Source organism: Pseudomonas sp. QC2 (assembly GCF_002859085.1).
Classification (GTDB): domain Bacteria; phylum Pseudomonadota; class Gammaproteobacteria; order Pseudomonadales; family Pseudomonadaceae; genus Aquipseudomonas; species Aquipseudomonas petroselini.
On record NZ_PKKS01000008.1, the window covers coordinates 371,261 to 396,401 of the forward strand.

Consider the following 25,141-nt stretch of genomic DNA (forward strand, 5'->3'; position numbering starts at 1 on the left):
GAGCGGCCTGAACGCAATGCTGTTTCTTAAGGTGATAAATCATGGCAAAAGTTGAATACAGCGCCGTTGTAGACGGCGGCGCCGAGCGCGTTTGGGATGTACTCAAGCGCTTCGGGAAAATCAGCCAGTGGCACCCGGCGATCCCGCAGAGCGTCATCGAAGACGGTCAGCCGGACGGTCTGGTCGGTTGCATCCGTCGGCTGACGTTGCAGGATGGCGCCATTCTGCGCGAGCAGTTGTTGTCGATAGACGCGGTAAATCTGCAGTTCTCCTACCGTTTCGTTGAAGCGCCACTGCCCGTCGACAACTACGTGTTGACCGTGCGCCTGATCCCGTTGACTGGCAAGGACGAAACCGTGATTCTGTGGTCTGCGACCTTCGATACGCGCGAGCCTGACCCAGAGGGGCAATGGACCTCGACCATCGAGTCGCTCATTGTCGGTGGTCATGAAAGCCTCCAGGTTTACCTGAACCAAGCCGCCACCGCGTGAATGTGCCCTACCCCGCTCCAGCAATGGATGCGGGGTTCAATTTTTCTGGAGTTACGATGCACGACCACATTGCCGAAGTGCCGCTTGAAAAAGCTTATCGGCTGATCAACCACGGTCCCACCGTGCTGGTTTCTGCTCAACACGAGGAGACTCGAAATGTGATGGCCGCGGCATGGGCCTGTGCATTGGATTTCTCACCGCCCAAAGTCACTGTGGTGCTGGACAAGATCGCCAAAACCCGCGAACTGGTAGAGCGTAGCGGCCTCTTTGTGATTCAGGTTCCCACCGTGGCACAGCTGCAATTGACCCGCGATGTCGGCAGCGTCAGCCTGCAGGAAGATCCACAGAAGCTGGCTCATAGCGGCGTCGAGCTGTTCAGTTTCAGCGGGCATGACGTGCCATTCGTGGCCGGCTGCTCAGCCTGGCTTGCGTGCAAACTTTTGCCCGAACCGCACAACCAGTCGACCTACGACCTGTTTATCGGTGAAGTCGTCGCTGCCTGGGCCGACACACGGGTATTCAGCGACGGCCATTGGCACTTTGAGCGTGCGCACCCGGACTTTCGTAGCCTGCACTACATCGCAGGTGGCCACTTTTATGCGATCGGAGAAGCGTTGGACGTCGCGACAAAGGAGGACGCGTAATGAACCCCATCGAGAAACGCCCGCTCGGTCAAGCCAAAGTGGCACTCAGTGCCGTCGGCTTGGGCACGGTGCAGATCGGCTATAACGCCCACATCGATTACGACCAGGCGCTGGCCATCGTGCAGTCAGCTCATGAAGCGGGTATCCGCTATTTTGACACGGCACCGATGTATGGCACGGGCCGCGCGGAATACACCTTGGGTCGTGCGTTACGCGAACTGAATATACGCAACGATGTGGTCGTCAGCACCAAGGTAGGCCGGGTACTCGACACCGGCGACATCCCGGCTGCCCAGCGCCCGGCGGACTCAAGATGGTTCCTGCACAACCCTCACTACCAGTACGATTATACCTATGACGGATTCATGCGCTCGGTGGACCACAGCCTTGAGCGCTCCGGCCTGGATCGTATCGACGTACTCCTGGTGCACGATCTGGGACGTGCCTGGCATGGTCGACGGGCTGAAGTTTATTGGAATCAGATCCGTGAGAGTGGATTCAAGGCACTGGACGAACTGCGCAGCACAGGGGTGGTGTCTGCCGTTGGCCTGGGTGTCAATGAAACCGAAGTGGTCGTGGAGGTGGCGCGGGAGTTCGCCCTCGACTGTGCGATGATTGCCGGCCGTTATACGCTGCTCAACCATGAGCCACTCAACGGGCATTTTGATGAATTGCAACGTCGCGACGTTTCGATCATCGCGGCAGGCGCCTTCAATTCAGGCGTGCTGGCGATGGGTGCACGTCCCGACGCAATGTTTGATTATCGTGCCGTTCCGGCCGACATCGCAGCGCGCGTGGCCGTCATACAGTCGATCTGCGCCGACCATGGTGTGGCGATGTCGGCTGCGGCGTTGCAGTTTTGCGCCTGTCATCCAGCTGTACGGGCGCTGGTGTTCGGCGCTCAGTCGGTGGCGGAGGTTCAGCAGAACGTCGCAGCGTTTTCGACACGGATCCCCGGCGCATTTTGGGCACAGCTCAAGCAGCAGAAACTTATTCCCGAACACGCACCGGTGCCTGGCGACACCCCGCGCTGACGCGCCAAGAGCGCAGCCCACAAGGCGCTGCGCGCTCCCAGTTAATGATCTAGTGCAGTTTCAACCGAGGCTCGGTGCCTCGTCCCAGACGGTTACCCAACATCAGCAATGCGGTAGGCACCAGTCCATAGAGCGCGACCTGGTGCATGCGGTACAGCGATGCATAGAACACCCGCGCCAACCATCCTTCCAGCGTCACACTGCCCGTCAGTTTACCCATCAGGTTACCCACCGCCGAAAAGCGTGACAGCGAAACCAGCGAGCCATAGTCCTTGTAGACATAAGTCGGCAGGGCTTTACCTTCAAGCCTGGCCTGCAGGCTCTTGACCAGCATTGACGCTTGCTGGTGGGCGGCCTGAGCACGCGGCGGCACATTCTGCTCACTCCCCGGCTGAGGACACGCGGCACAGTCACCGAACGCAAAAACATTGTCGTCCAGCGTGGTTTGCAACGTGGGTCGCACCTTCAGCTGGTTGATGGGGTTAGTCTCCAGGCCATCAATATCCTTGAGGAAGGACGGTGCACGAATACCGGCCGCCCAAACCTTGAGGCTGGCCTCGATCAATTCTCCGTTGCGGGTTTTAAGGTGCTCGGCGGTGACCTCACTGACGGCGGCGTTTGTCATCACGGTCACCCCCAGTTTTTCCAGCGTGCGGTGCACGGGATCGCTGATGCGCTTGGGTAGCGCTGGCAGCACACGGGGGGCCGCTTCTATCAAGGTGATGTGCATGTCATGCGGCTGAATGCGATCCAGCCCGTAGGCGGCCAGCTCATGGGCAGCGTTGTGCAACTCGGCAGCCAGCTCCACGCCCGTTGCGCCTGCACCGACGATCGCCACACGGATATTCTCACCTGCAACGCCGAGCGCTTGTGCACGCAGGTAATGGTTGAGCAACTGCTGATGGAAGCGTTCGGCTTGCTCGCGGGTGTCGAGGAACAGGCAGTGCTGTGCCGCACCGACGGTGCCAAAATCATTGGTGGTACTGCCGACGGCGATGACCAGGGTGTCATAGTTCAAAACACGTTCAGGCACCAGCTGCCGGCCGGCGCCATCCAGGGTAGGTGCAAGCCGAACGGATCTGGCGGCACGGTCCAGGCCGCTCATGCGGCCGAGTTGGAAATGGAAGTGGTTCCACTTGGCCTGGGCCACGTAGTTCAACTCGTCATCATGGGCATTGAGTGAGCCCGCCGCGACTTCATGCAACAGTGGCTTCCAGATGTGGGTGAGGTTGGCGTCAACGAGGGTGATGTGAGCGGTGCCGCGCTTGCCAAGGGTCTTGCCCAAACGCGTCGCAAGTTCCAGACCGCCAGCGCCACCGCCGACAATCAAAATACGGTGTGTCATTGAAGGGTCTCATTGCTTTTACAGGGGGAGACAGGACGGATCCTGTAGCGCCCAGGCACACGGCGTTGCGCCGGTGCCTGGGCTGGGTGATTTCAACGCTTATGACTTACCAATCCTGACGGGTCGGCGAAATGATCAGGTCGTTGACGGTGACGTTTTCAGGCTGATTCAGTGCATACACCACTGCGCGACCAATGTCGTCCGGCGAGATAGCGATTTTATTCAGCTCTTGAGCCGCTTTACGGCCTGCCGGGTCGGTGACTTTATCGGCCCAACCGGTGTTGATCACACCCGGGCTGACCGTGTTGACACGGATGCCGTGCTGCACGCCCAGCTCTTTGCGCATCGACTCAGTCATGGCCTGCACGAAGAATTTGGTGGAGCTGTAGATACCCGCAGCCGGCCCAACCTGGTGACCGGCGACCGAATCCATATTCAGGATCTGGCCCGACTTCTGTTTCAGCATGAACGGCAACACCGCCGCGATACCATGCAGGTAGCCTTTGATGTTCACGTTGATCATCTTTTCCCAATCATCGGTGGCCAGGTCGACCCAATTGGAAAACAGCATCAAGCCTGCGTTGTTGATCAGGATATCCACCGAACCGAAAGAGTCCTGGGCGAATTGCGCGAGCGCTTTCATATCCTCAGAGTTGGTAACGTCGCTGACGCGACCTACCGCGTCCCCGCCCTTGCCTTTCAACTCGCTGACGATGGCGTCCAGGCCTTGCTGGTCCAGGGCTGCTGCGACAATTCGAACGCCTTTCTCGGACAAGGCACGTGCCGATGCAGCACCCAGGCCGGACGATGCGCCAGTGATGATCGCGGTTTTATTCTGCAGATAGTTCATGGGCGTTCCTCTCGTTGGTGACTGCCCGTCTGTGCGGGCAGTTTTTGGGGTTATCGCGGATATAAGCGGATCAGTAGTTGCCGACAGGCCAGTCGGTGTAGCCTTTGGCGCCGCCGCCGTAATACGACTCGCGCGGTGCGATGGTCAGTTCGGCCCCACGACGCAAGCGCTCAACCAGGTCCGGGTTGGAGATAAACAGGCGACCAAACGCTACGGCGTCGATCTTGCCTTGGGCGCGGCGCTCGATAGCCATGTCCAGGTCGTAGTTGTTGTTGCCGATGAAGGGCCCGTTGAACTGCGCGCTCAATGCGTCCATGTCCACGCCTTCCGGCACTTCACGCGAGGTGGCGGTCGCGCCTTCAACGAAGTGCAGGTACGCCAGGTCGAAGGCGTTCAACTGCTGGATCAGGTAGCCGTACATCGCCATCACGTTGCTGTCGGGCGGCGTGTTGCCTGCGTCAGGCGTGACCGGCGACAGGCGGATGCCAACCCGGTCGTTGCCCCAGATCTTGACGATTGCTTCGGTCACTTCCAGGGTCAGGCGCGCACGGTTCTCGATGGAGCCGCCGTACTGGTCAGTGCGATGGTTGGTCGAGTCCCGTAGGAACTGGTCCAGCAGGTAGCTGTTGGCCGAGTGAACCTCTACCCCGTCAAAACCAGCACGCTTGGCATTCTCGGCAGCACGTTTGTACTGCTCGATGATCCCCGGGATCTCATCGGTTTCAAGCGCCCGTGGCATCGACACCGGGACGAAGCCGTTGGTGGTATAGGTGTCGCCTTCGGCCTTGATCGCGGAAGGCGCGACCGGTGCGGCACCGTCAGGTTGCAGCTCGACACTGGAGAACCGCCCCACATGCCATAGCTGGCTGACGATCTTCCCGCCGGCGGCATGCACGGCGTCCGTGACTTTCTTCCAGCCCGCAACTTGCTCCTCACTCCAGATGCCTGGAGTGGCCGCGTAACCGCGGCCTTGCGCGGAAATATTGGTGGCCTCGGCGACGATCAAGCCCGCGGTGGCGCGTTGAGCGTAATACTCAGCGTGCAGCTCGTTGGGGATACCATCTTCGGCATAGCGGCTACGGGTTACAGGTGCCATCAAAATACGATTGGCAAGTTTCATCGCGCCCAGGTTGATGGGGGTGAATAAGTCGGTACGAGTGGCGTTGTCTGTCATGATAGACCTCTTTTAAATAGACCGGTCGTCTAGTAAGTTGGTAAAAAATAGCTACGACAAAAGTCGCTTTGCCAGAGTCAGGGATATTTCAAAGGCGTCGTCGCGCTTGCCGATCTTCATCATCAACGAAGCGCCGAGCCAAACCTGATAGAGCGATTGCGCAAGCGTCGCGCTTGGCGCTACGGACGTGATCGAGCCATCGACAAGCCCCTGCTCAATACAGCGCTCAAGCTTTGCGTGGATAGCCTGCGTACCTCGGTCGAGCACCAGGCGCATGCCCTCCGAGAGGTCACAGACCTCGGCGCCCAACTTGACCACCAGGCACTTGTCGGTAGGCAAATCAGAGCACTGGGTCTGCGCCCAATATTGGAAGTAACTCAGCAACCTTTGCGCGGCGGGTGCAGAGCCCATCAACAGCGTGTCGACTGTTGCGAGGTAGTCGGAAAAATACTGTTCAAGCAATGCCTGACCAAATTCTTCCTTGGATTTGAAGTAGTGGTAGAACGAACCTTTCGGTACGCTCGCAGCCGCTACCACCTCAGCTAACCCTACGCTGGTGTAGCCTTTGTGAGTCATCAACGTCCTGGCGACATCCAGGATGTGTTGGCGTGTTTCAGAATGATGCTTTTTCATAATGCAGCCACTCTAATTAAAACTAGACCGGTCGTCTAGTAAATTTTAGAATAGCTTCACGTTCTACGACCAACGGCGACAAATGACAGGGTCAAGCTCATGAACACCCCTCCCCCCACGTCAACGTTCAATACCGAGTGCCTTGCGCAATTCAACCTCAATTGCCTGGTGATCTTCGCTGCGCTTTATCAGGAAAAAAGTGTCACCAGGGCGTCCGAGCGCTTGAACATCGGACAGCCCGCGGTCAGCAACAGCCTGTCGAAGCTCAGGCTGATTTTTCAGGACCCACTGTTTTTTCGCCAAAACGCAGAGATGGTGCCCACCGCAGTCGCCGATGATATTGCGAAGCATGTGATACCGCTATTGAGCGGTATTGGCCATGTACTTGAGCGATACACCGTACCGCCCTTTTGACACGCGTCACGGTAGACCTGAAATCTCAACATTATGCTGCGCAACCGAAAAGTTCATTTTGTGTATCATTAGGGGAGAAATCTATTCCAGGCATGCTGTCTGGCGATACGCCCCAAGGTGCTGCACTCAATGACCGACCCCGCCCCAACCCCTGTTCCACGCGCAAAAGGCCGCCCGCGCGCGTTCGACCGCGACCAGGCTCTGCTGCATGCGCTGGCAGTGTTTTGGAAGCGTGGCTACGAGCCGGCCTCTGTGGCGGAGTTGTGTTCAGCCATGAGTATCAGCCCTCCCAGCCTGTATGCGGCGTTTGGCAACAAAGCCAAGTTGTTTCTGGAAGCGGTTGCCTACTACGAAACGACCTTCTGGGATGCCACGTGGGAGCGCATGGACACCGAGCCGGACATCGTGCGCGCCATCAGCGACTTCTTCCACACCTCAGCGTCGATCCTGACCGAACCCGAAGCCCCCTGTGGCTGCATGGTCGTACTCGCGGCCGTCAATGTCTCCGACGATGCCGGCGAAGTCACCGCAACCCTCAAGGCCTTGCGTCAGGAGGGCCGTGACTACCTGCAGCAACGATTGGACCGCGCGGTTGCGGACAGGCAACTGCGCCACGACACCAATACCCGCCTGCTCGCCTCTGCCTTGAATACCCTGCTCGAAGGCATGTCGCTGCAAGCGCATGACGCTGCCAGCCGTGAAGACCTCCAAGGCATAGGCGCCACAGCGGTAGCCATGCTTGCTCCTGCCCTCGTAGAGCCCGCATAGGCGCGGACGACCTCTGACAATGGAGGGTGCTGGAAGCACTGCACCCTCCTGGCGATCTCCGTGATTCAATTCACGAACGACTGCTGCCCCTCCCCCAACGCCACCTCGACAATATAATGCCCGTTCTTCGTGACCCGGCTTGGGTACAGATTGGCCATTTCTGTTTCATGGGGAGCAAGCACCCGCGACATCTCTCCGCCGACCGTTTTCATTATTTCATCGGAGGTCATGATTAAATTGGTCTGACTTCCGAATGCCAGCCCTACCGGAAGATAAAAGGGATCGGCCGGGTTGCCGCCATGAAGATTCTCATGGCGGTAAACCAAATCACCGGTATAGACGAACACATCGGCACTTTGCGGCTTGTTATCGTTCCTGATAACAATGTACTGCGACGCAGCAGTGTGGGTGTCTTTCGCCAGGCGCACATCAACACCCGGGAACAGATCTTCAATATCCCCCTTGAGCCCACGCATTCTGCCTTCACGCGCCAACTGCACGGCGTAGATCATGTCACCGGTGTCAGTTGCAGTGAGCAGCCAACGGAACCGGCGCTCCATTGCCATGATCGACACCCAGGAGGCTAACTCTTCCTGCTGAATATAGAAGGTTGCATTGGGGAAAAGCTCCAGCCCTCCCATGTGATCAAAGTGCGCATGGGTGAGTACCACATCCGTCACCTCTTCCGGCTTACAGCCCACTTCAGCCAAGACATCTTGTGGCCCGAACCAATTCTGGACATTGAAGCGATTGACGAATTCGGCACCGTGGGACGCGTTGTTGAGCCCGCAGTCCAGGAGGATGGTACGCCCCTGGCCTTTTAGCAACGTGTAGCAATAAGGGAGCTTTGCGGTTCCAGCATTGTGCTTCCCGTACACCAGAGAGCTCTCAGCGGCATCAGGTACCCATGCGTATTCGAGCATCCAGATTGAGTAATTCGACATTTTCCTATCCTTCTTGTTGTTGGGATTTTGTCTACGTATTGCTCACGATTACAGCCGCGTGATTGGCACAGCATGAATGGCTGAAATCCACCACTTCGAATCCCGGCAAGCATCGGGATGCAGACTCAAGCTCTTTCCACGCCGCTTGCAACAGAGGTAATGGATCGAGCGCCGCCGAATGGCCTGACAAGGTGCCGTCAATCGCCTTGGCGGTTTGTGTGAGGCGCTCCAGCCCACCCTTCATATGCCGGTGAAAATGCGCAGTCCTTTGGGTTGATGTGAGGCCCAGCAAAAGATCCCGGCCCTCTGCTATCTGCGCGACAGCAGCCAGGCGGGCAGCATGATCCAGCGCGGCTCTCGAGCGCTCAAACGACATCGCCAGCAACACAGCGGCAAGCCTGCTTGCCGCGTCTTGAAGCTGCTGGAAAACACGTTGGGCGCCCGCCGCGTAAGCGACGGTGGCGTCATCAAAACCCGCCGAGGAACTGACCCTCGTGAGCACAACACTTGCCCCCTTCATGCGCCGATCTCAACTGACGGGAGTTTTTGCCCCAGGATCATATCGGCGGCTTTTTCCGCAATCATGTAGGTGGTCGCGTTCGTATTGGCAGAGGGCATCGACGGCATAATGGAGGCGTCTACCACCCTTAAGCCCTGCAGACCATGCACGCGAAGCTCGGCGTCAACCACGGTTAACGGCTGATCTTCAGGGCCCATGCGGGCCGTGCCCATCATGTGATACACCGTGGTGCCCATGCGCCTGGCGAAGTCGAGCAACTCATCATCGGTCTGCAGGTCAGCGGACGGAGAGGTTTCCGACTCAACGAATCGTGCCAAGGCGGGGCTGCGGAAAAGCTGGCGGGCCACTTTCATCCCACCAATGAGGACTTTCTGGTCCGTCTCGTGGGCCAGGTAGTTGGGTTGAATTATCGGCTTGTCGAACGCATCACGACTGCGCGCACGCACGTACCCCAAACTCTCGGGGCGCTCCTGCCATACGCCTAACGTAAGCCCAGGGTGAGAATCGAGCAGGCCCACGACGCCCTCACGAAAGCTGGCAGGTGAACACGCAAACTCCAGATCCGGGCGATCCACCGAAGGATCGGATTTGCAGAACAAGTGAACCAGGGAAGGACTGACCGCCAGAAGGCTGGGGCGACGCAGCAACCAACGCCCGATTTCTAGCAACAGCGCGGGGCCCTGCACCATCTGATTGATGGTGCGGATTCCTTTAACGCGCGAAACCATCCGAACCGCATAGTGATCGCGCAGATTCCGCCCCACGCCCTCCAGCGCATGCACGACCGGAACACCAATCTCAGCCAGCACATCGACCGGTCCCACGCCGGAAATCTGCAGCAATTTCGGGGTATTGAGTGCACCGGCAGACAGGATCACCTCATGCCGGGCGTGAATTTCGACCACCTTGCCATGAGGGCCACCCTGGATGTAACGGACGCCCACCGCACGCTTGCCCTCAAAAATGATATTCGTCACCTGGGCATCGGTACGTACGCTGACGTGCTTGCGTTTTTCCGCCGTACGCAGGAACGCCTTGGCGGAGCTGTAGCGAAACCCGTTGTGAATCGTGCGCTGAAAGAACCCCACGCCCTCCTGCCTGCCCGCATTGTGATCCGGATTGCGTGGAATCCCGATTGACTCAGCGGCATCTACCAGCGCGTCGCTGACCGGGTGATGCCAGTCCAGGGGCGAGATCGGCAGCTCACCACGGCGACCACGAAACGTAGCGTTTTCTGGCCCCTCCCACGCTTCTGAGCGTTTGAAATACGGAAGCACATCCTGGTACGCCCAGCCTGGGTTTCCTGCGGCGGCCCAACCATCGTAATCAGCGGCCTGACCGCGGACGTAATTCAAACCGTTGATCGAGCTGGATCCGCCTAACACCCGCCCCTGAGGCAGCGAAAAGCGTCGATTGTTGGTACCTGGACTCGGCTCTGCCTCGAAATTCCAAGTCAACGTCTTGCTGTAAATATTCTTGATGTACCCCGCAGGAATGTGAATCAGCGGGTTCGTGTCACGAGGCCCCGCCTCAAGCACACAAACGCTCTTGCCCCCAGCGCTCAGACGGTTGGTGAGAACGCATCCGGCTGTACCTGCACCTACGACGATGTAATCGAAGACTTCCTTCAGACCGGTATCGATGACCATTGAAGACCTCATTTGCGCATGGGTGCGGACCATGGGTTCCCGGCACCCTTTATTGTATTTATTGAGCAAATTCACGCTATATTATTGTACTACAATATGTCAAGAATACTGATTCACCCCGCTCAGCCTGGTGAGTGTTGACAGGATGCCCAACAGACCTTTCGTCGCCCGCCAGCGCACAGCGCCAACGACGACGTTCCAAATACTTGGCAGACGCGTGAAGAACCCCTAGAGTACGATAGTAGGACGCTAATATTGTAATACAATAATAAGGTAGATATATGACTACTAAAGCCTCTCCCCTCACCGGGGAAATGCCATTGCCGAGTGACAGAATCGATGCAGGCAAACGGCGCGTATTGATCTCCAGCGTCATAGGCAGCGTCATTGAGTGGTACGACTACACGCTCTATGGCGTCGCCGCTGCGCTGGTGTTCAACCACCTTTTTTTCCCCAACTTCAGTCCTGCTGCTGGCACCATCGCGGCATTCGGCTCGTTCGCCGTAGGGTTCATCGCACGGCCGCTGGGTGGTTTTTTTGCGAGACAGATGGGCGACAGACTGGGGCGTAAAAAAACCCTGGTACTGACCCTAATGCTCATGGGCATTTCGACAACATTGATCGGAATGCTACCGACCTACCAACAGATCGGCATGTGGGCCCCCGCACTGCTAATACTGCTGCGCGTCGTGCAAGGGTTTGCAGTGGGTGGAGAATGGGGAGGCGCCGTGCTCATGGCCGTGGAGCATGCGCCTGATAATCGTCGAGGCATGTGGGGAGCATTCCCCCAAACCGGCGTCTCTGCGGGCCTAGTGCTGGGTTCAGCGGCGTTCGCTGCGGCGTCTGCATTACCGGAAGCGGACTTCCTCAGTTGGGGATGGCGTATTCCTTTTCTGTTCAGTGTCTTGCTGGCCGCAGTGGGTCTTTTCATAAGGCTCAAGACCGAAGAATCACCGGCCTTTCTAGCCATGACAAAGTCTGTCGCGCAGCGAAAAAGTCCGATCTCGCAAGTGTTCACGACTCAACGCAAGCCACTGCTTCTGGCGCTGGGCGTGCGTTTTGCAGAAGGTGGAAATTACTATATTTACACCGTGTTCATTCTCGCCTTTGTGTCGCAGTACACCCAGATACCCAAGAGCGACGTGCTCCTGGTGGTGATGCTGGCGGCGCTATTCAACATTGTCTCAATCCCCTTCTGGGGTGCCGTCTCAGACCGCATCGGGCGCCGTCCGGTATTCATAGGGGGCGCGTTATTTATCGCAATCACCGCCTACCCGTTCTTTTTGATGGCCATGAGTGGCTCGCTGGTATTGCTGGCGATAGCGCTTATCGCGGTACTGTGCCTCGGCCATGGTCCGGTCTACGGCACACTGGCGGCCTATTACTCAGAACTGTTCCCCACCGCGGTGCGCTATACCGGGATTTCAATCGGCTACCAGGCGGCCTCGATTCTGCTGGGGGGTATTACCCCAATGCTTGCCAGCGCACTGATCCTTTGGGCTGACGGCTCTCCTTGGGCAGTGATCCTCATGATGACCCTGAGCGCTCTGGTTGCGGCAACCACTATGTTCATCAGCCCGGAGACATTCCGGCGAGACCTCAAGAACATCTGACCTGACAATTTCAAACGCTTGGACCGGGTGCCTTCCTTGCTGATCGCAAGCGAGTAAACACCCGGTATATCTCCTTATCCGTCTCACCTTTTAAATGGCTCGATCAGTGGCCAGGCACGCGTGCGCGCCCAATATTCGGGGCTTTCAGCCCATATGGAAAAAATACCCGGCACGTCCCGAAAAGCTGCCGATCACCTATTGCAATTTGGTTTTGTTCGGATATATTCGATTACAACACACCAATAATATTGTAATACAAGAACACAAATATTGATGCTTCAGCCCTGCCCATCCCGCATTTATCGGTACCATCGATAACAACGCCGCCGGGCATCTGAATACTTGCAAGTCATTCATGAGCGTCTTCAAGACGCCTAAGGAGCACGTCCGCATGCCTCGTATGATTGCTGCAGTGGCCACCCAGGCCAAAAGCCCGCTAGAACTCAGAGAGTTGACGATCGCCGAACCGGAGGGGAATGAAATCCTCATCCGCACGGTCGCCACGGGTATTTGCCACACCGACCTTTTGTTGCGAGACGGTATTTTTGGCCCGAAGCACCCGGTAATCCCGGGCCACGAAGGCGTCGGCATAATCGAGGCAGTCGGTAGCGACGTAAAAAGCCTGCAGGTGGGCGATCACGTTGCGCTGAGCCAGAGTTCCTGCGGCTACTGTTCGGATTGTCGCCGCGCGCACCCAATGAACTGCAGGAACTACGTCCAGTACAACCTGACCGGCGCTCGCCCCAATGGCAAACGCGCCATCCTGGATGCGGACATTGCATCGAATTTCGTCGGCCAGTCCTCGTTCGCCAGCTACATCCTTGCGACAGAAAACAATGCGGTAAAGCTGCCCAAAGACTTTGACTTAAAGATCGCGGCTCCATTGGGATGCGGCATGGCCACGGGTGCAGGCACCGTCATGAACGCGATGCAGCCGCCCGTGGGCGCCACCATCGCGATATTCGGCTGCGGTGCGGTGGGCCTGGCAGCAATCATGGCGGCAAAGATTCGACGTTGCAGCGTGATTGTCGCCGTCGACCTGCACGACTCGCGCCTGCAAATGGCCAAGGACCTTGGGGCCACACACGTCATCAACGGTCGGGCTACGGATATCGTCGAGCAGATTCAGAAAATCACGGACGGCGGTGCAGACTTCAGCATCGATGCCGTCGGTTTGCCCAACGTTATTCGCAACGCCGTCGAGTCGACTCGCCCAGGTGGTCACTGCGCCCTGCTCGGCCTCGATAGCCTGGGCAAAGACATCCCGATCCTCCTCGATTGGATTGCATTCAACCGCAAGCTTCAGGGCGTGATTCTGGGAGACCAGATCCCCCAGGTATTCATCCCTCAGTTGGTGCAGTTGCAGCAGGAAGGGCTGTTTCCGTTCGAGCGTTTCATCACCCACTACCCGTTTGAAAACATCAACGAAGCCATCGCCGATGCCGAGTCCGGCAAGGTCATCAAACCCGTCTTGCTGTTCTGAAGGAGCCCTTATGACTGCCATCTATGTGGTTGCCAGCTTCACCGTAAAACCCGAGAGCATTACGCAAGGCAGCGCCCTGATCCAGGGTCTGGCCGGTCCATCGTTGAAGCAGAAAGGCTGTCTGTTCTACGACGTGTACCAATCGACCGAAAACAACAGCGAGTTCGTCATCGTCGATGGGTGGGCCACTCAGGAGGACGTTGACGGGCATGCCAATAGTGAGCACGTCGCCAAAACAGTCGAAAGGCTCAATCCACTGTTGGCCGAGCCTATTTCGGTCAAGACCTATCGCAAGCTTTCGTGAACCTCCCCACAAGCATGATGCGTTCCCTTAAAACAACAATACGAGGCAACAAAAATGGAAAACGTAAAAGGCAAAGTTGTAGCAATTACAGGCGCCAGCAGCGGTATCGGTGAAGCAACTGCAAGGTACCTGGCCGGCTTGGGCGCCAAAGTCGTCATTGGTGCGCCTGCCAATACCGTGTCCGCGATGGAAAAGATCGTTAAGGAAATTCAGAGCGCTGGCGGCACTGCCACTCACGTAGTGGTCGACGTCACACGCCGCCAGGACGTTCAGCACTTTGTCGACGTCGCCGTGGAAACCTACGGCCGCCTGGACGTGATCGTGAACAACGCCGGGATCATGCCACTGTCCCCGATCGAGGCCCTCAAAGTAGACGAGTGGGACGCCATGATCGACATCAATATCAAGGGCGTCCTGTATGGCATTGCTGCTGCCCTGCCCGTGATGAAAGCGCAGAACAGCGGCCATATCGTCAACATCGCATCGGTGGCGGGCCACATCGTCACCCGCAACAGCGCGGTGTATTGCGGCACCAAGATTGCGGTACGTGCCATTTCCGAAGGCCTGCGCCAGGAGATTGGTGAGCACATTCGCACCACCATCATCTCGCCGGGTGCCGTTGAGTCCAACCTGGCCTCGACCATCACTGACGTCGAAGCCAAGGCCGAAGAGAAGAAAGTGCGCGACATCGCGATGAAAGCTACCGCCATCGCCGGCGCCATTGCGTTCGCGATGTCCCAACCGCCGGAAGTCGACGTCAACGAAATCCTGATCCGTCCTACGGCACAACCTTTCTAACCCTGGGTTTACCGGGCAGCCTGGCTGCCCGGTCGCTGGCTTATAATTACAATAACGGAGTCAAGCATGAAATCATCCATCAAACGGTGGGCAGCTGCGCTCAGCCTGTCTTGCACCGTAGCCCTGTGTGCTCCCGTAGTCTTCGCCGAAGATCTCTACCTGCTGGCTGATACCGCACCTGCGAGCGGGACCAACCCCCAGACCAAGCCTGACGAATTCAAGAAAAAAGGGCCTTGGAAAATTGGCATGAGCCACTACGGTCTTGCCGGTTCAACCCATACCTATCAAACCGCTCACGAAGCCGAACAAGCCGTCAAAGGTATCCCACAAATCAAGGAATACCTCTTCCGAAGTGCGGACCTCAGTCAGTCCAAGCAAGCCGCTGACATTGAAGACCTCATCGCCCAAAAAGTCGATGTGCTCATCGTAGCGCCCCTGACCACCACATCAGCTTCAGCAGGTATCGAGAAAGCCCGTGCGGCAGGTATCCCCGTCGTCGTTTACCTGGGCAAAACCAGTACCGACCAATTCACCACCGAGATCCAGGGAGACGACTTCTTCTTCGGCAAGGTGATGGCCGAATACCTTATCAAGCAGACTAACGGCAAAGGCAACATCTGGTTGCTGCGGGGCGTCGCGGGGCACCCGGTTGATGAGGATCGCTACAAAGGCGCAATGGCAGCCTTCAAAGCCGCGCCAGGCATCAAGATCATTTCCGATCAATACGCCAACTGGTCCTACGATGATGCCAAGCGCATGTGCGAAAGCCTCTACCTGTCTAACCCTGAAGTGAACGGCATCTGGGCTGACGGCGCGAACATGTCGCTCGGCTGCGCCGATGCACTGCAGCAAATGGGCGTAGCCACCCTGCCCCCGATCACCGGCGAAGCCATGAACGGCTGGTTGCGCCGCTGGAAGACCGACAACCTGAAATCCATTGGCCCCATCTGCCCACCCGGCTTGAGCGCTGCGGCGGTACGCGCTGCCGTCGCGCTGCTTGAGGGCAAACCTGTCTACAAGCATTACGTGAACCGCCCCGACCCGGTCACTACCGACACTCTGGATAAATACGTGCGCATGGACCTGTCGGATGCCTTCTGGAGCCCTTCCGAAATACCGGAAGAGCACCTCCAGAAATACTACGGCACCAAATAATCCTGATGACGCCATCGCGCAGGCATTTGCATGCCTGCGCCTTTAACCGGAGGATCAACCATGCTACGCGCACAGAAGATCATCAAAACGTTTGGCAATACCACTGTGTTGCATGGCATCGACTTTTCACTTGAAAAAGGTTCGATCCATGCCTTGACCGGCGAGAACGGCGCCGGTAAGTCCACACTTATGAAAATCATCGCGGGCGTGCACAAACCAGACAGCGGCAGCCTGGAACTCAACGGCGAACGCCTGGTGCTCTCCTCCCCTCTGGATGCGCTGCACAAGGGCATCTCCACGGTGTTCCAGGAGTTCACGCTCATCCCTAATCTGTCGGTCGCGGAAAATATCTTCCTGGGACGCGAACCGCGCACACGAATGGGAGCGATGGATTACGCAACCGCCGAGAAAAAAGCCACCGAGATACTCTCTCGGGTCGGACTCAACTTCGACCCAAAGACCCTGGTAAAAAACCTGACCGTCGCACAGCAACAGGCCGTCGAGATTGCCAAGGGCATATCCGCCGATGCTGACATCTTCATTTTCGACGAACCGACCGCCGCGCTCAATGCCGCCGACGTAGAGCGGCTGCAACAGCTCATCTACGAGTTGAGGGACGCCGGCAAGGCGATCATTTACATCTCACATCGGTTGCGGGAAATTTTCGAGATGTGCGACACCGTGACCGTGATGAAGGATGGTCGGCATGTCGCCACGCGTCCAACCGCGTCACTGACCGAGCATGAATTGGTCGCCCTGATGGTGGGCCGAGACCTCGTCGATTTTTTCCCGCCGCGCGGCGAAGTCGCCAAAAACGTGGCACTCGACGTACGTGCACTCAAGGTCGAAGCGCATTCGCCCGACGTCCGATTTTCCCTCAATCGCGGCGAAATATTGGGCGTGGCCGGCCTGGAGGGCCAGGGCCAGCGGGAGATTGCACGCGCCATCGTCGGACTCAAAGCGGCTGCGCATTCGGACATTGTCAAAATGTCCCCCTCCACCGGCGCGACGATCCGGCTGGACCCAACGAACGGTATTGAACCGATGATTCAAGCCGGATTGGGCTTCATCCCCGAGGACAGGAAAAGCGAAGGTCTGTTTTTAAACCTGTCGATCGCCGACAACATCGCGCTGGGTACGCAAATAGGACGCCCCCTTGGCTCGATCCTGACGAATGCAAAATCTGTGGTTGCCGGGCTTATGCGCGATATGAACATCGGCAAAGGCGATTCGCGGGTGATCGTCAAGTCGCTGTCAGGAGGTAACCAGCAAAAAGCCTTGATCGGCCGCTGGCTGGCGTCGGGGGTCGACGTCATCGTTCTTGAAGAGCCGACGCGCGGCGTGGACGTCGGCGCCAAGGCTGAGATTTACCGCCTGCTGCGCGAATTTGTCGAACAGGGCGGAGCACTGTTGGTGCTTTCACGCGAGCTGTTGGAGTTGATCGGCTTGTGCGATCGAATCCTGGTGATCCACGAGGGCCGGATCGTCACACAAATGAGCGGGTCGGAGGCGACCGAAGAACGCATCTTGCACGCCGCCATTGGCACGCAACACTCGGATGTACACGTCGCCTCCCACACAGGAGTTCATGCCTTATGAGCGCCCTCAATCTTTTCGCCATGCCTCGCAACTCAAGAAGTGGCACGCTGCGTATCGCGCTGATGATTCTGGCATTGGTCCTGCTGGTCGCCGCCCTCAGCTCCCCCGAGTTCTTAACCCGGCAAAACCTCTCCAACGTCATGGCGCAAACCGCCCCGCTGGTGCTCGCTTCGGTTGGCCAAATGATGGTCATCGTCACTGGCGGCCTCGATGTTTCCAACGGTGCTGTAGTGAGTCTCACCACGACCCTAGTGGCCATGCCCTACCCGGCCGCGATGACCTTCAGCATCGCCCTGCTGGCAGCGCTGTCAATCGGCCTGATCAACGGGGTTGGGGTGGCCAGGCTCAACGTTCACCCCATCATCATGACGCTGGCAACCATGAGCTTTGCCCAAGGTTTGGCGCTGCTGCTGCGTCCGATACCAGGCGGTGATGTGCCTTCCTGGCTGACGACGCTGGTAAACGGCGATGTCGCAGGTGTGTCCTTGTCACTGTTCTGGATCGGCGTACCGGTAGCGGCGGCGGCCTGGCTGCTATATCGCCGGCCGTTTGGTGTTCACCTGTTTGCCGCCGGCGGCAGTGCCGAGAATGCGCGTCTGAACGGTATCAATACGCAACGCATCATCATTGCTGCTTACCTGCTGAGCTCGCTGTTTGCGTTCATTGCCGGGCTCTACCTGGCGGGCCGTCTGTCTTCGGGCGACGCCAAAGTCGGCAACGCGTTCAACCTTGATTCGGTGACGGCAGTGGCGTTAGGCGGTGCTCAACTAAGCGGCGGGGTTGGCAGCCTGCTGGGCACTGTAGTGGGCGCACTGCTGGTAAGCCTGATCGGCAATGCGATGAACCTGTCCAACATTTCCGCTTTTATCCAGATCGGTGTGAAAGGGTTACTGCTGCTGGCAGTGGTAAGCCTGCAACGTCGCAAGGAGATTGGTCTATGAACGCCCGCTCTTATACACCGTTACCCCTAGCAGCCAGGACGACCAGCCAACGGGCTAAAACCGTGTTGCACTGGGTCCTGCAACTGCCCCCCTCTTATCTGGTACTCGCCGCGCTGCTGGTGATCATTGCCTTCTTCGCCAGCAACCTGTTGAACCCGATGTTCACCTCAATCATCCTGCGCCAGTGTGCGCCACTGGGCATCATCGTATTGGGGCAGGCACTGGTGATGAGAGCCGGGTCAATTGACCTCTCGGTTGTCGGTGTGTCCGCCATGACCATCTACCTCGTCACATCAGGCGTACTCTCCAGCCTGCATCCTGCGCTTATCGTCATCATCCCGATTCTGCTCGGGATGCTGGTGGGCGTGCTCAACGGCATCTTTATCGCCTACATTCGGGCGTCGGCCGTGATGATCACGCTGGGCATGACGACGGTACTGCTCGGCGCTGTTTCCTGGTTGACCACAGGACAGCCACCTGGGGCAGTTCCTAAATGGCTCAACCTGGTAACCAGCGAACGGCTTTTGGGGTTGTCATACGCGATTTACATATGGGTCGGGTTGACCATCGTGTTCGCATTGGCGGTGCGCACACTGGTATTCGGTAAGTTTTTAGCCGCCATCGGCGACAGCCCGAAGGCCTCGACCATCTCCGGGTTGCCCGTGCAGCGAGTGATCTTCATCAGCCACGTCGCAGCGGGCATTTTAGGGGCGATGGGGGCATTACTACAGACCTCGGCATTGGGGGTCGGCAGTATCAAACCAGGGTTGGATATTGCAATGAATGCCATCGCAGCAGCGATATTGGGCGCAGTGACATTCGGCAGCGCGCGCGGCGGCGTGATGGGCCCGTTTATCGCAGTGCTCGCCTTCGGCTACCTCTTTGCGGCACTGACCGTGTTCGGTATCCAGGAGCCCGGCAAGCTGATGGTACAGGGCCTGGTCATCGCCGTGGCAGCGATAAGCGCCGGCGTTCGCCAAAAATAAAGCGCCACGTCAGGCCCGCATAGCCGGGCCTGCCGCTCTCATACTTTCTGAATCACCACCCTTGGCATCTCCACATGCCAGAGGCGATGACGCGTCGCTGTTAGTTAGTCATTTGAATGCAAAACAATAATAAAAAGGATGACACCTTCATGAACAGAAAGATAAAAAACGTCGTAGTGATGACCTGCTCGTCGATAGTGTTCCCACTGTCGGCACATGCACTGGAGTTTTCGGGTTACTTGCGCGCAGGTGCGGGTGGGTCCTCCAGTGGCGGCACTCAATCCTGCTTCCAGCTTCCGGGAGCACAGTCGAAGTATCGGCTGGGAAACGAATGCGAGCAGTACAGTGAACTTGAATTGCGACAAGACCTGGCGAAGTTTGATGACGGGTCGGTGTTGAGCGTGGATGGCATGGCCGCCTTCTATGAAGGCTACGGGCATACCCCTGAATTCACGGGTGATGACGGCTGGGCAAGGATGGCCCAACTGTACGGCCAATGGAGTAATGTAGCCGCGCTCAACGGCGGCTCGCTCTGGGCAGGCAGACGGTTTTACAAACGAAACGACGTGCTGATTTCAGACTACTTTTACTGGAACCAGAGTGCCACAGGCGCTGGCGTGGAGAATGTTCAATTAGGCGACTACAAGTACAGCTATGCCTTCTCGCGTAAGGACAACGTATTCCAGCGCGACTACATAAACCGCCACGACTTCAATGTCGACGGCATTCAAGTGAACCCCGGCGGTGTACTTCAACTGGGGTTGAGTTACATCGAAAAGCCGAATCGCGAGCAAGTCCATAACGGCTGGGCAGTGACCGCCCAACACAAGCAAACGCCGTTTCTGGGAGGGCATAACACATTTGCCCTCCAGTACGGCGAGGGCTCGGGCACGGGGCTGGGCTACACCGGCGATCCGACGCTGGACGACAGCTCGCGCAGTTGGCGTGCCGTCGAGTATTTCGACTGGCAGGTAACGCCGCGTTTCGGGGGCCAGTTCAACGTAGTCTATCAGCAAGATGAACGCGATATCGGCGGCAGGCAAAGCTGGTTGTCGGTTGGGGTACGTCCGAGCTATGCACTGACGGAACATATCAAACTCGTCACCGAAGTGGGCCATGACCAAGTGAATGCGTCTGGCGGCATGCGCAAGTTGAATAAATTTACGGTTGCGCCCACCTGGTCCCCTGCCGGCCAAGACTTCTGGGCCCGACCGGAAATCCGCTTGTACTACACCTATGCGCAGTGGAACAAGGCAGCGCAAGAGGCGGCATCAGAGCTCGTGCCAGGAACGGCGCTATCTGATAGCGGTGCATTCGGCACCAGTCGCAACGGTTCAAATTTTGGCGTACAGATCGAGTATTGGTGGAAATAACGAGCTGCTTTAATCAAGGCTCGCCGCACACCGCGGCGAGCGCTCATCAATTTAAAGGCGCGTCGCCCTTTCCCCCCCGCTTTCTGCGGGGTCGCTTCATCAGCGGCCGAATATGAATACCCGTCAACATTGTATTACAATTACGCCTCAAAGCCTGTGTGCTGCTCCATATGATGGCTCTACAAGCCTACCTGCATACAATCTGCTATTAATATAAACAGATCTATTACGCATCAAGCTGTGTGTGACCTAAAGGCGGGAGTTTTATGAGTAGTGATGCAATGCCGGTAATGAGCCGCCCTGAAACACTCAGAGGGCATGTGGAGAGCTTCCTGCGTGAGGCCATCATGAATGGACGGTTCGCCCCCGGAGAACGGCTGGTGGAGCGCGAGCTTTGTGAGATGCTTAAAGTGAGCCGCCCGCCCCTTCGAGAGGCCCTGCGTAAGCTCGAAGCTGAAAAGCTGATCGTGATCGTGCCGCACAGGGGCCCGGTGGTCGCCAGCCTGGACATTGCTGAAGCTCGCGAACTTTACGCGCTACGTGGCCTTCTTGAAGGTTTTGCAGCCCATGAATTTGCCAGGCTTGCCTCCGATAAAGATATCGTCAAGTTGGGTAAGGCCGTCAACAACCTGCACAAGCAGTCCAGCAATCCGGATCGCCGCGCACTGATTGAAGCCAAATCAAAAATCTATGACGTGTTGCTCGGCTGCTGCGGCAACCGGCTGATCACTGAAGTACTCCAGGGACTGCTCAGTCGTATCAACCTGCTTCGAGCAACATCTTTCTCCAGGCCTGAACGATTGCGCGAAAGCCTGGCTGAAATCGATGAGTTGCTGGCCTGCATCAAAAACCGTGATGGCGAAGGTGCCCAACGCATGGCCACCCTGCACATCAAGAATGCCGAAAACGCGGCACTCGAGGTTCTGGAATCAAGCACGGAGCAGTAGGCAACTCACGCCAGGATCATCGACGCGGCACCCTGACGCGCGCGGATGTTCATTGCGCCGTCAACGCGAGACATGCACTGGTGATACGCTTGCAGGCGTGCTCCAACGTCGCGGTCGACGTGGCAAAAGAAATACGGAAATACCCTTCCAGGCCAAACGCACTCCCCGGTACCACCGCCACCTGCGCAGCTTCGAGCAGGTACCGGCAGACATCCACATCATTCGTCAGTACCTCACCGGCTGGCGTTTTGCGCCCGAACAGCCCCGAGCATGAAGGGAAGAGATAAAAAGCGCCCTCCGGACGGCGGCATACCAGGCCGGGGGTAGTGTTAAAAGCGTCCAGGCAAAGATCCCTGCGCTGACGAAACACTTCATTACGCTCAGACAGAAAGTCGATAGGCCCGTCCAGCGCTGCCACGGCAGCGGCCTGGGATATCGCGCAGGGGTTGCTGGTGGTCTGCGATTGAATGGTGGCCATGGCGGCTATCAAAGGTTTAGGACCGCCCGCATAACCAATGCGCCAGCCCGTCATTGAATACGCCTTTGAAACGCCATTCACGGTCAGCACGCGATCATGTAATGCCGGCACCTGCGAAGCCAGGGTGGAAAATACCCATCCGTCGTAACTCAGGTGCTCGTACATGTCGTCCGTCAGCACGTAGACCTGCGGATGCTCCAACAATACGGCGCCCAATCGATCAAGCTCAGTCGCGCTATAACCCGCACCCGTCGGGTTGCTTGGCGAATTCAAAATCAGCCACTTGGTACGCGGCGTGATTGCCTGCTCGAGTTGCTCGGCAGTGATCTTGAAGTGCTGATGGGCCGCACAAGGGACCTCAACGGGCGTGCCCCCTGCCAAGCGCACCATGTCCGGATAGGACACCCAGTAAGGCGCAGGAATGATGACTTCATCCCCAGGGTTAAGGGTGGCCTGCAGCGCATTGATCAGTACTTGCTTGCCGCCGGTGCCGACGCTGATTTCGTCGGTCGTGTAGGTGATGCCGTTTTCACGCTGAAACTTGCGAACGATCGCCGCTTTGAGCTCCGGAGTTCCATCCACATCGGTATAGCGGGTCTGGCCTGCATCAATCGCCGCTTTGGCAGCTGCATTGATGTGATCAGGGGTGGGAAAGTCCGGCTCACCGGTCGACAAGCTGATGATATCTACCCCATTGCGGCGCAGTTCGGCGGCCTTGCGCGTGATTGCCAGCGTGGGCGAGGGTTTAACCGCTTTCAGCAGATTTCCGAGCAATTGCATGGGGCCACTCTTCAGCATTCGTTGATAGTGCGTGAATGCTAGCGGCCCCCGCAAAACAATTAAAACAATATATCTGTATGAATTTAAACAATTATATTTGTTAGAGATCAGCCGCTTTTTCGCTCCTGACACAGGTGCTATTTCGCCAAAGTGGCTCTAAGGAGTAGCGCCCGTCGCTTGACATATTCTGTAGTGAGCGATATAGAATAAAACCAAGCATGCATTCGTCAACACCGTTTGCAGGTTCGCTTGGGCGGGCCTTTTGTAAAACATCGCCTGATCTGGAGGAGCTATGCACTCAGTTTTTATCGTCGGTGGTTCGGGTAAAGTGGCCCGAAGCCTTGCTCAACAGCTGGCAGAACGAGGCCATCAACCACATTCGTTATACCGTCATGCGGAACAAGCCGAGGGCCTCCAGGCGCTCGGCGCCATCCCCATTGCGGGTAACTTGCTTGAGCTTGACGCAGAGGCTCTGGCCAAGCTGATGGCGGGCAGTGATACCGTGGTATTCGCGGCTGGTGCCGGCGGCAAAGGCGGCGCACAGATGACGGATGCCATCGACGGTCATGGCCTGGAGCTGTCTGTCGCCGCGGCTCGGTTAGCGGGTATCCGGCGCTTTATTCTGGTTTCGGCGTTTCCAGAGGCATCGCGTGGCAAAACGGTGTCCGAGACCTTCGAAAACTATATGGCCGTGAAGAAACGCGCGGACGTGCACCTCGCTGCAAGCGATCTTGACTGGGTCATTCTCCGCCCCGGCACGTTGCTGGACTCGCCTGGCACTGGCAAAGTCCACGCCGGTCTTGCCATCCCCTACGGCGACGTGCCGCGCGAGGACGTCGCCGCCGCCTTGTTGCAGATCATCGAACAGCACGGTGTGAGTCGCGTCATCATCGAACTGACCCAAGGCACTACGCCGGTCGATGAAGCTATTCAGCCGTTTGATCGGGATCGTCGACAGGCATGAATCCACCAACCCCCATCAAGCTGCTGCTGGTCGGCGCGAGCGGGCTGGTCGGGCGTCATGTCCTGGATTTAGCGCTGTCGGACCCACGCGTCGGAAGGGTCTATGCGCCGACGCGAAAAGCGCTGGCGGCACACCCGAAACTCATCGCGACCCTCACCGATTTTGAGCATCTGGATGAACAGGCAGAGCAATGGCAAGCGGATGCCGTGATCTGCACCCTGGGCACCACGCTGAAAACAGCGGGCTCCAAAGAAGCCTTCGAACGCGTCGACCATACCTACCCACTGGCAGTGGCCAGGTTAGCTGCTGATCACGGCACGTCAACCTACGTGCTCAATTCCGCTATCGGTGCCGATGCAGGGTCTTCATTTTTTTACAACCAAGTCAAAGGCCGCCTGGAACAGGATCTGGCGAAAGTTGGATTTGAATCGCTGACGTATGTACGGCCGGGTGTCATTGGAGGCAAGCGTGAAGAGGTGCGCCCTGCCGAGCGCGTCATGATCCTCTTGTTGAAACTCGCGGCGCCGTTGTTGCCGGGGCGCTGGCGACTCAACCCCCCGGCGCTGATCGCGCGGGCACTGCTGGAAGCCGCGATTAATCAGGCCCCAGGCGTGCATGTTGTTACGTCGAGCAGCATGACAAGGCCAGGTTAGGCCAGTAAACGTCGGCTCATTTCAAGCGCCGCGTCAAAGGGCTCGCGAGTCCGGTTGACCTTGACCAGCAACGAGGCGCCCAACCACATCTGGTAGAGCGCTTCAGCGAGCATCGCGGCGTCAACGGACGCGGCGATGGAGCCATCGGCTTTGCCCTGCTCAACACAACGAATCATCCGATCGATGATCAGGGCAGTACCCTTCTCAAGCACACCGCGCATGTTTTCGGACAGGTCACACACTTCCGCCCCCAATTTGACCACCAGGCATTTTTGATCGGTATGATCAAACGCCTGTGTCTCGGCCCAATAGCGTAGATAGATCAGCAGACGTTCGGCGCCGGAGCCCTCACTGGCCAACTGCACATCGACACGCGTGAGGTACTCGTCAAAGTACTCTTCGAGCAGCGCTTGGCCAAACTCATCCTTGGAACGGAAGTAGTGGTAGAACGACCCTTTCGGCACACCCGCAGCCGCGAGCAGCTCGGTAAGGCCGACGGCGGTGTAACCTTTCTGGGTCATCAGCGACCTGGCGACATCAATGATGTGCTGGCGCATGTCATGGGCGGGCTTCTTCATAATGCGGCGCATGCTATCAAAAA

Annotated in this window: 26 protein-coding genes; 17 read left to right on the forward strand and 9 right to left on the reverse strand. The window is 57.6% G+C overall.

Features of this window, described 5'->3' with window-relative positions:
- Positions 1 to 41: 41 nt before the first annotated feature.
- The 3 genes from QCBJ_RS08400 to QCBJ_RS08410 are packed head-to-tail and all read left to right on the forward strand — an operon-like array spanning position 42 to position 2,169.
- The gene (locus QCBJ_RS08400; RefSeq protein ID WP_102060529.1) at positions 42 to 491 is read left to right on the forward strand and encodes an SRPBCC family protein; all 450 of its coding nucleotides are present in this window, start codon (positions 42 to 44) and stop codon (positions 489 to 491) included.
- 56 nt (positions 492 to 547) lie between these two features.
- Complete coding sequence (locus QCBJ_RS08405) at positions 548 to 1,135, forward strand: flavin reductase family protein (RefSeq protein ID WP_102060530.1); 588 nt, start codon at positions 548 to 550, stop codon at positions 1,133 to 1,135.
- Positions 1,135 to 2,169, forward strand: coding sequence for an aldo/keto reductase (locus QCBJ_RS08410; protein ID WP_102060531.1), 1,035 nt, complete (start codon positions 1,135 to 1,137; stop codon positions 2,167 to 2,169). The genes QCBJ_RS08405 and QCBJ_RS08410 overlap by 1 nt, the downstream gene beginning before the upstream one ends.
- A gap of 49 nt (positions 2,170 to 2,218) precedes the next feature.
- Here the strand turns inward: QCBJ_RS08410 and QCBJ_RS08415 are convergent, their stop codons facing one another.
- From QCBJ_RS08415 to QCBJ_RS08430, 4 genes are all read right to left on the reverse strand, one after another.
- Entirely contained in the window at positions 2,219 to 3,514 is a 1,296-nt protein-coding gene (locus tag QCBJ_RS08415) for an NAD(P)/FAD-dependent oxidoreductase (protein ID WP_102060532.1), read from the reverse strand.
- 106 nt (positions 3,515 to 3,620) lie between these two features.
- Entirely contained in the window at positions 3,621 to 4,364 is a 744-nt protein-coding gene (locus QCBJ_RS08420) for an SDR family oxidoreductase (protein WP_102060533.1), read from the reverse strand.
- Positions 4,365 to 4,434: 70 nt separating this feature from the next.
- Positions 4,435 to 5,538, reverse strand: a complete 1,104-nt coding sequence (locus QCBJ_RS08425; protein ID WP_102060534.1) for an alkene reductase — start codon at positions 5,536 to 5,538, stop codon at positions 4,435 to 4,437.
- Between the two features lie 51 nt (positions 5,539 to 5,589).
- Complete coding sequence (locus QCBJ_RS08430; RefSeq protein WP_102060535.1) at positions 5,590 to 6,171, reverse strand: TetR/AcrR family transcriptional regulator; 582 nt, start codon at positions 6,169 to 6,171, stop codon at positions 5,590 to 5,592.
- Between the two features lie 99 nt (positions 6,172 to 6,270).
- On the opposite strand from QCBJ_RS08430, the gene QCBJ_RS08435 reads away from it, so the two are divergent.
- Positions 6,271 to 6,585 (forward strand): LysR family transcriptional regulator, encoded by a 315-nt coding sequence (locus QCBJ_RS08435; protein WP_102060536.1) that lies wholly within the window; start codon positions 6,271 to 6,273, stop codon positions 6,583 to 6,585.
- Positions 6,586 to 6,714: 129 nt separating this feature from the next.
- Entirely contained in the window at positions 6,715 to 7,353 is a 639-nt protein-coding gene (locus QCBJ_RS08440) for a TetR/AcrR family transcriptional regulator (protein WP_102060537.1), read from the forward strand.
- A 65-nt stretch (positions 7,354 to 7,418) separates the two neighbouring features.
- On the opposite strand, the gene QCBJ_RS08445 is transcribed toward QCBJ_RS08440, so the two are convergent.
- From QCBJ_RS08445 to QCBJ_RS08455, 3 genes are read right to left on the reverse strand one after another with little or no spacing between them, the layout of a single operon-like run.
- Entirely contained in the window at positions 7,419 to 8,297 is an 879-nt protein-coding gene (locus tag QCBJ_RS08445) for an N-acyl homoserine lactonase family protein (RefSeq protein WP_064052528.1), read from the reverse strand.
- Positions 8,298 to 8,328: 31 nt separating this feature from the next.
- Entirely contained in the window at positions 8,329 to 8,817 is a 489-nt protein-coding gene (locus tag QCBJ_RS08450) for a hypothetical protein (protein ID WP_064052527.1), read from the reverse strand.
- Positions 8,814 to 10,466 carry a GMC family oxidoreductase gene (locus QCBJ_RS08455; protein WP_102060538.1) on the reverse strand — a complete coding sequence of 551 codons (1,653 nt, stop codon included), beginning with the start codon at positions 10,464 to 10,466 and terminating at the stop codon, positions 8,814 to 8,816. Before QCBJ_RS08455 ends, QCBJ_RS08450 begins: the two co-directional genes overlap by 4 nt.
- Positions 10,467 to 10,747: 281 nt before the next feature.
- Between QCBJ_RS08455 and QCBJ_RS08460 the strand changes: the two genes are divergently transcribed.
- The 10 genes from QCBJ_RS08460 (at position 10,748) to QCBJ_RS08505 (ending at position 21,665) form a co-directional block, all read left to right on the forward strand.
- Positions 10,748 to 12,079, forward strand: a complete 1,332-nt coding sequence (locus tag QCBJ_RS08460; protein WP_256581472.1) for an MFS transporter — start codon at positions 10,748 to 10,750, stop codon at positions 12,077 to 12,079.
- A gap of 391 nt (positions 12,080 to 12,470) precedes the next feature.
- Positions 12,471 to 13,562 carry an NAD(P)-dependent alcohol dehydrogenase gene (locus QCBJ_RS08465; protein ID WP_102060539.1) on the forward strand — a complete coding sequence of 364 codons (1,092 nt, stop codon included), beginning with the start codon at positions 12,471 to 12,473 and terminating at the stop codon, positions 13,560 to 13,562.
- A gap of 10 nt (positions 13,563 to 13,572) precedes the next feature.
- On the forward strand, positions 13,573 to 13,866 hold the full coding sequence (locus QCBJ_RS08470) for a putative quinol monooxygenase (protein WP_158242094.1): 294 nt from the start codon (positions 13,573 to 13,575) through the stop codon (positions 13,864 to 13,866).
- Positions 13,867 to 13,920: 54 nt separating this feature from the next.
- On the forward strand, positions 13,921 to 14,664 hold the full coding sequence (locus tag QCBJ_RS08475; protein WP_102060541.1) for an SDR family oxidoreductase: 744 nt from the start codon (positions 13,921 to 13,923) through the stop codon (positions 14,662 to 14,664).
- A gap of 66 nt (positions 14,665 to 14,730) precedes the next feature.
- Positions 14,731 to 15,819: an ABC transporter substrate-binding protein gene (locus QCBJ_RS08480; protein ID WP_102060542.1), complete on the forward strand. Its 1,089-nt coding sequence runs from the start codon at positions 14,731 to 14,733 to the stop codon at positions 15,817 to 15,819.
- Positions 15,820 to 15,879: 60 nt separating this feature from the next.
- Complete coding sequence (locus QCBJ_RS08485; protein WP_102060543.1) at positions 15,880 to 17,418, forward strand: sugar ABC transporter ATP-binding protein; 1,539 nt, start codon at positions 15,880 to 15,882, stop codon at positions 17,416 to 17,418.
- Positions 17,415 to 18,359, forward strand: a complete 945-nt coding sequence (locus QCBJ_RS08490; protein WP_102060544.1) for an ABC transporter permease — start codon at positions 17,415 to 17,417, stop codon at positions 18,357 to 18,359. The genes QCBJ_RS08485 and QCBJ_RS08490 overlap by 4 nt, the downstream gene beginning before the upstream one ends.
- A complete protein-coding gene (locus tag QCBJ_RS08495; protein ID WP_102060545.1) occupies positions 18,356 to 19,345 on the forward strand; it encodes an ABC transporter permease in 990 nt (329 codons plus the stop codon). Before QCBJ_RS08490 ends, QCBJ_RS08495 begins: the two co-directional genes overlap by 4 nt.
- Positions 19,346 to 19,524: 179 nt before the next feature.
- On the forward strand, positions 19,525 to 20,718 hold the full coding sequence (locus tag QCBJ_RS08500; RefSeq protein ID WP_371916660.1) for a maltoporin: 1,194 nt from the start codon (positions 19,525 to 19,527) through the stop codon (positions 20,716 to 20,718).
- A gap of 266 nt (positions 20,719 to 20,984) precedes the next feature.
- A complete protein-coding gene (locus QCBJ_RS08505; protein WP_064052516.1) occupies positions 20,985 to 21,665 on the forward strand; it encodes a GntR family transcriptional regulator in 681 nt (226 codons plus the stop codon).
- 49 nt (positions 21,666 to 21,714) lie between these two features.
- Here the strand turns inward: QCBJ_RS08505 and QCBJ_RS08510 are convergent, their stop codons facing one another.
- Positions 21,715 to 22,923 (reverse strand): pyridoxal phosphate-dependent aminotransferase, encoded by a 1,209-nt coding sequence (locus tag QCBJ_RS08510; RefSeq protein WP_064052515.1) that lies wholly within the window; start codon positions 22,921 to 22,923, stop codon positions 21,715 to 21,717.
- 292 nt (positions 22,924 to 23,215) lie between these two features.
- On the opposite strand from QCBJ_RS08510, the gene QCBJ_RS08515 reads away from it, so the two are divergent.
- Together QCBJ_RS08515 and QCBJ_RS08520 are read left to right on the forward strand one after the other, a co-directional pair.
- Positions 23,216 to 23,887, forward strand: coding sequence for an NAD(P)-binding oxidoreductase (locus QCBJ_RS08515; protein WP_102060546.1), 672 nt, complete (start codon positions 23,216 to 23,218; stop codon positions 23,885 to 23,887).
- Positions 23,884 to 24,540 carry an NAD-dependent epimerase/dehydratase family protein gene (locus QCBJ_RS08520; protein ID WP_082893877.1) on the forward strand — a complete coding sequence of 219 codons (657 nt, stop codon included), beginning with the start codon at positions 23,884 to 23,886 and terminating at the stop codon, positions 24,538 to 24,540. The genes QCBJ_RS08515 and QCBJ_RS08520 overlap by 4 nt, the downstream gene beginning before the upstream one ends.
- On the opposite strand, the gene QCBJ_RS08525 is transcribed toward QCBJ_RS08520, so the two are convergent.
- On the reverse strand, positions 24,537 to 25,118 hold the full coding sequence (locus QCBJ_RS08525; RefSeq protein ID WP_177410649.1) for a TetR/AcrR family transcriptional regulator: 582 nt from the start codon (positions 25,116 to 25,118) through the stop codon (positions 24,537 to 24,539). The two genes, QCBJ_RS08520 and QCBJ_RS08525, sit on opposite strands and share 4 nt — an antisense overlap.
- Between the last annotated feature and the right edge of the window lie 23 nt (positions 25,119 to 25,141).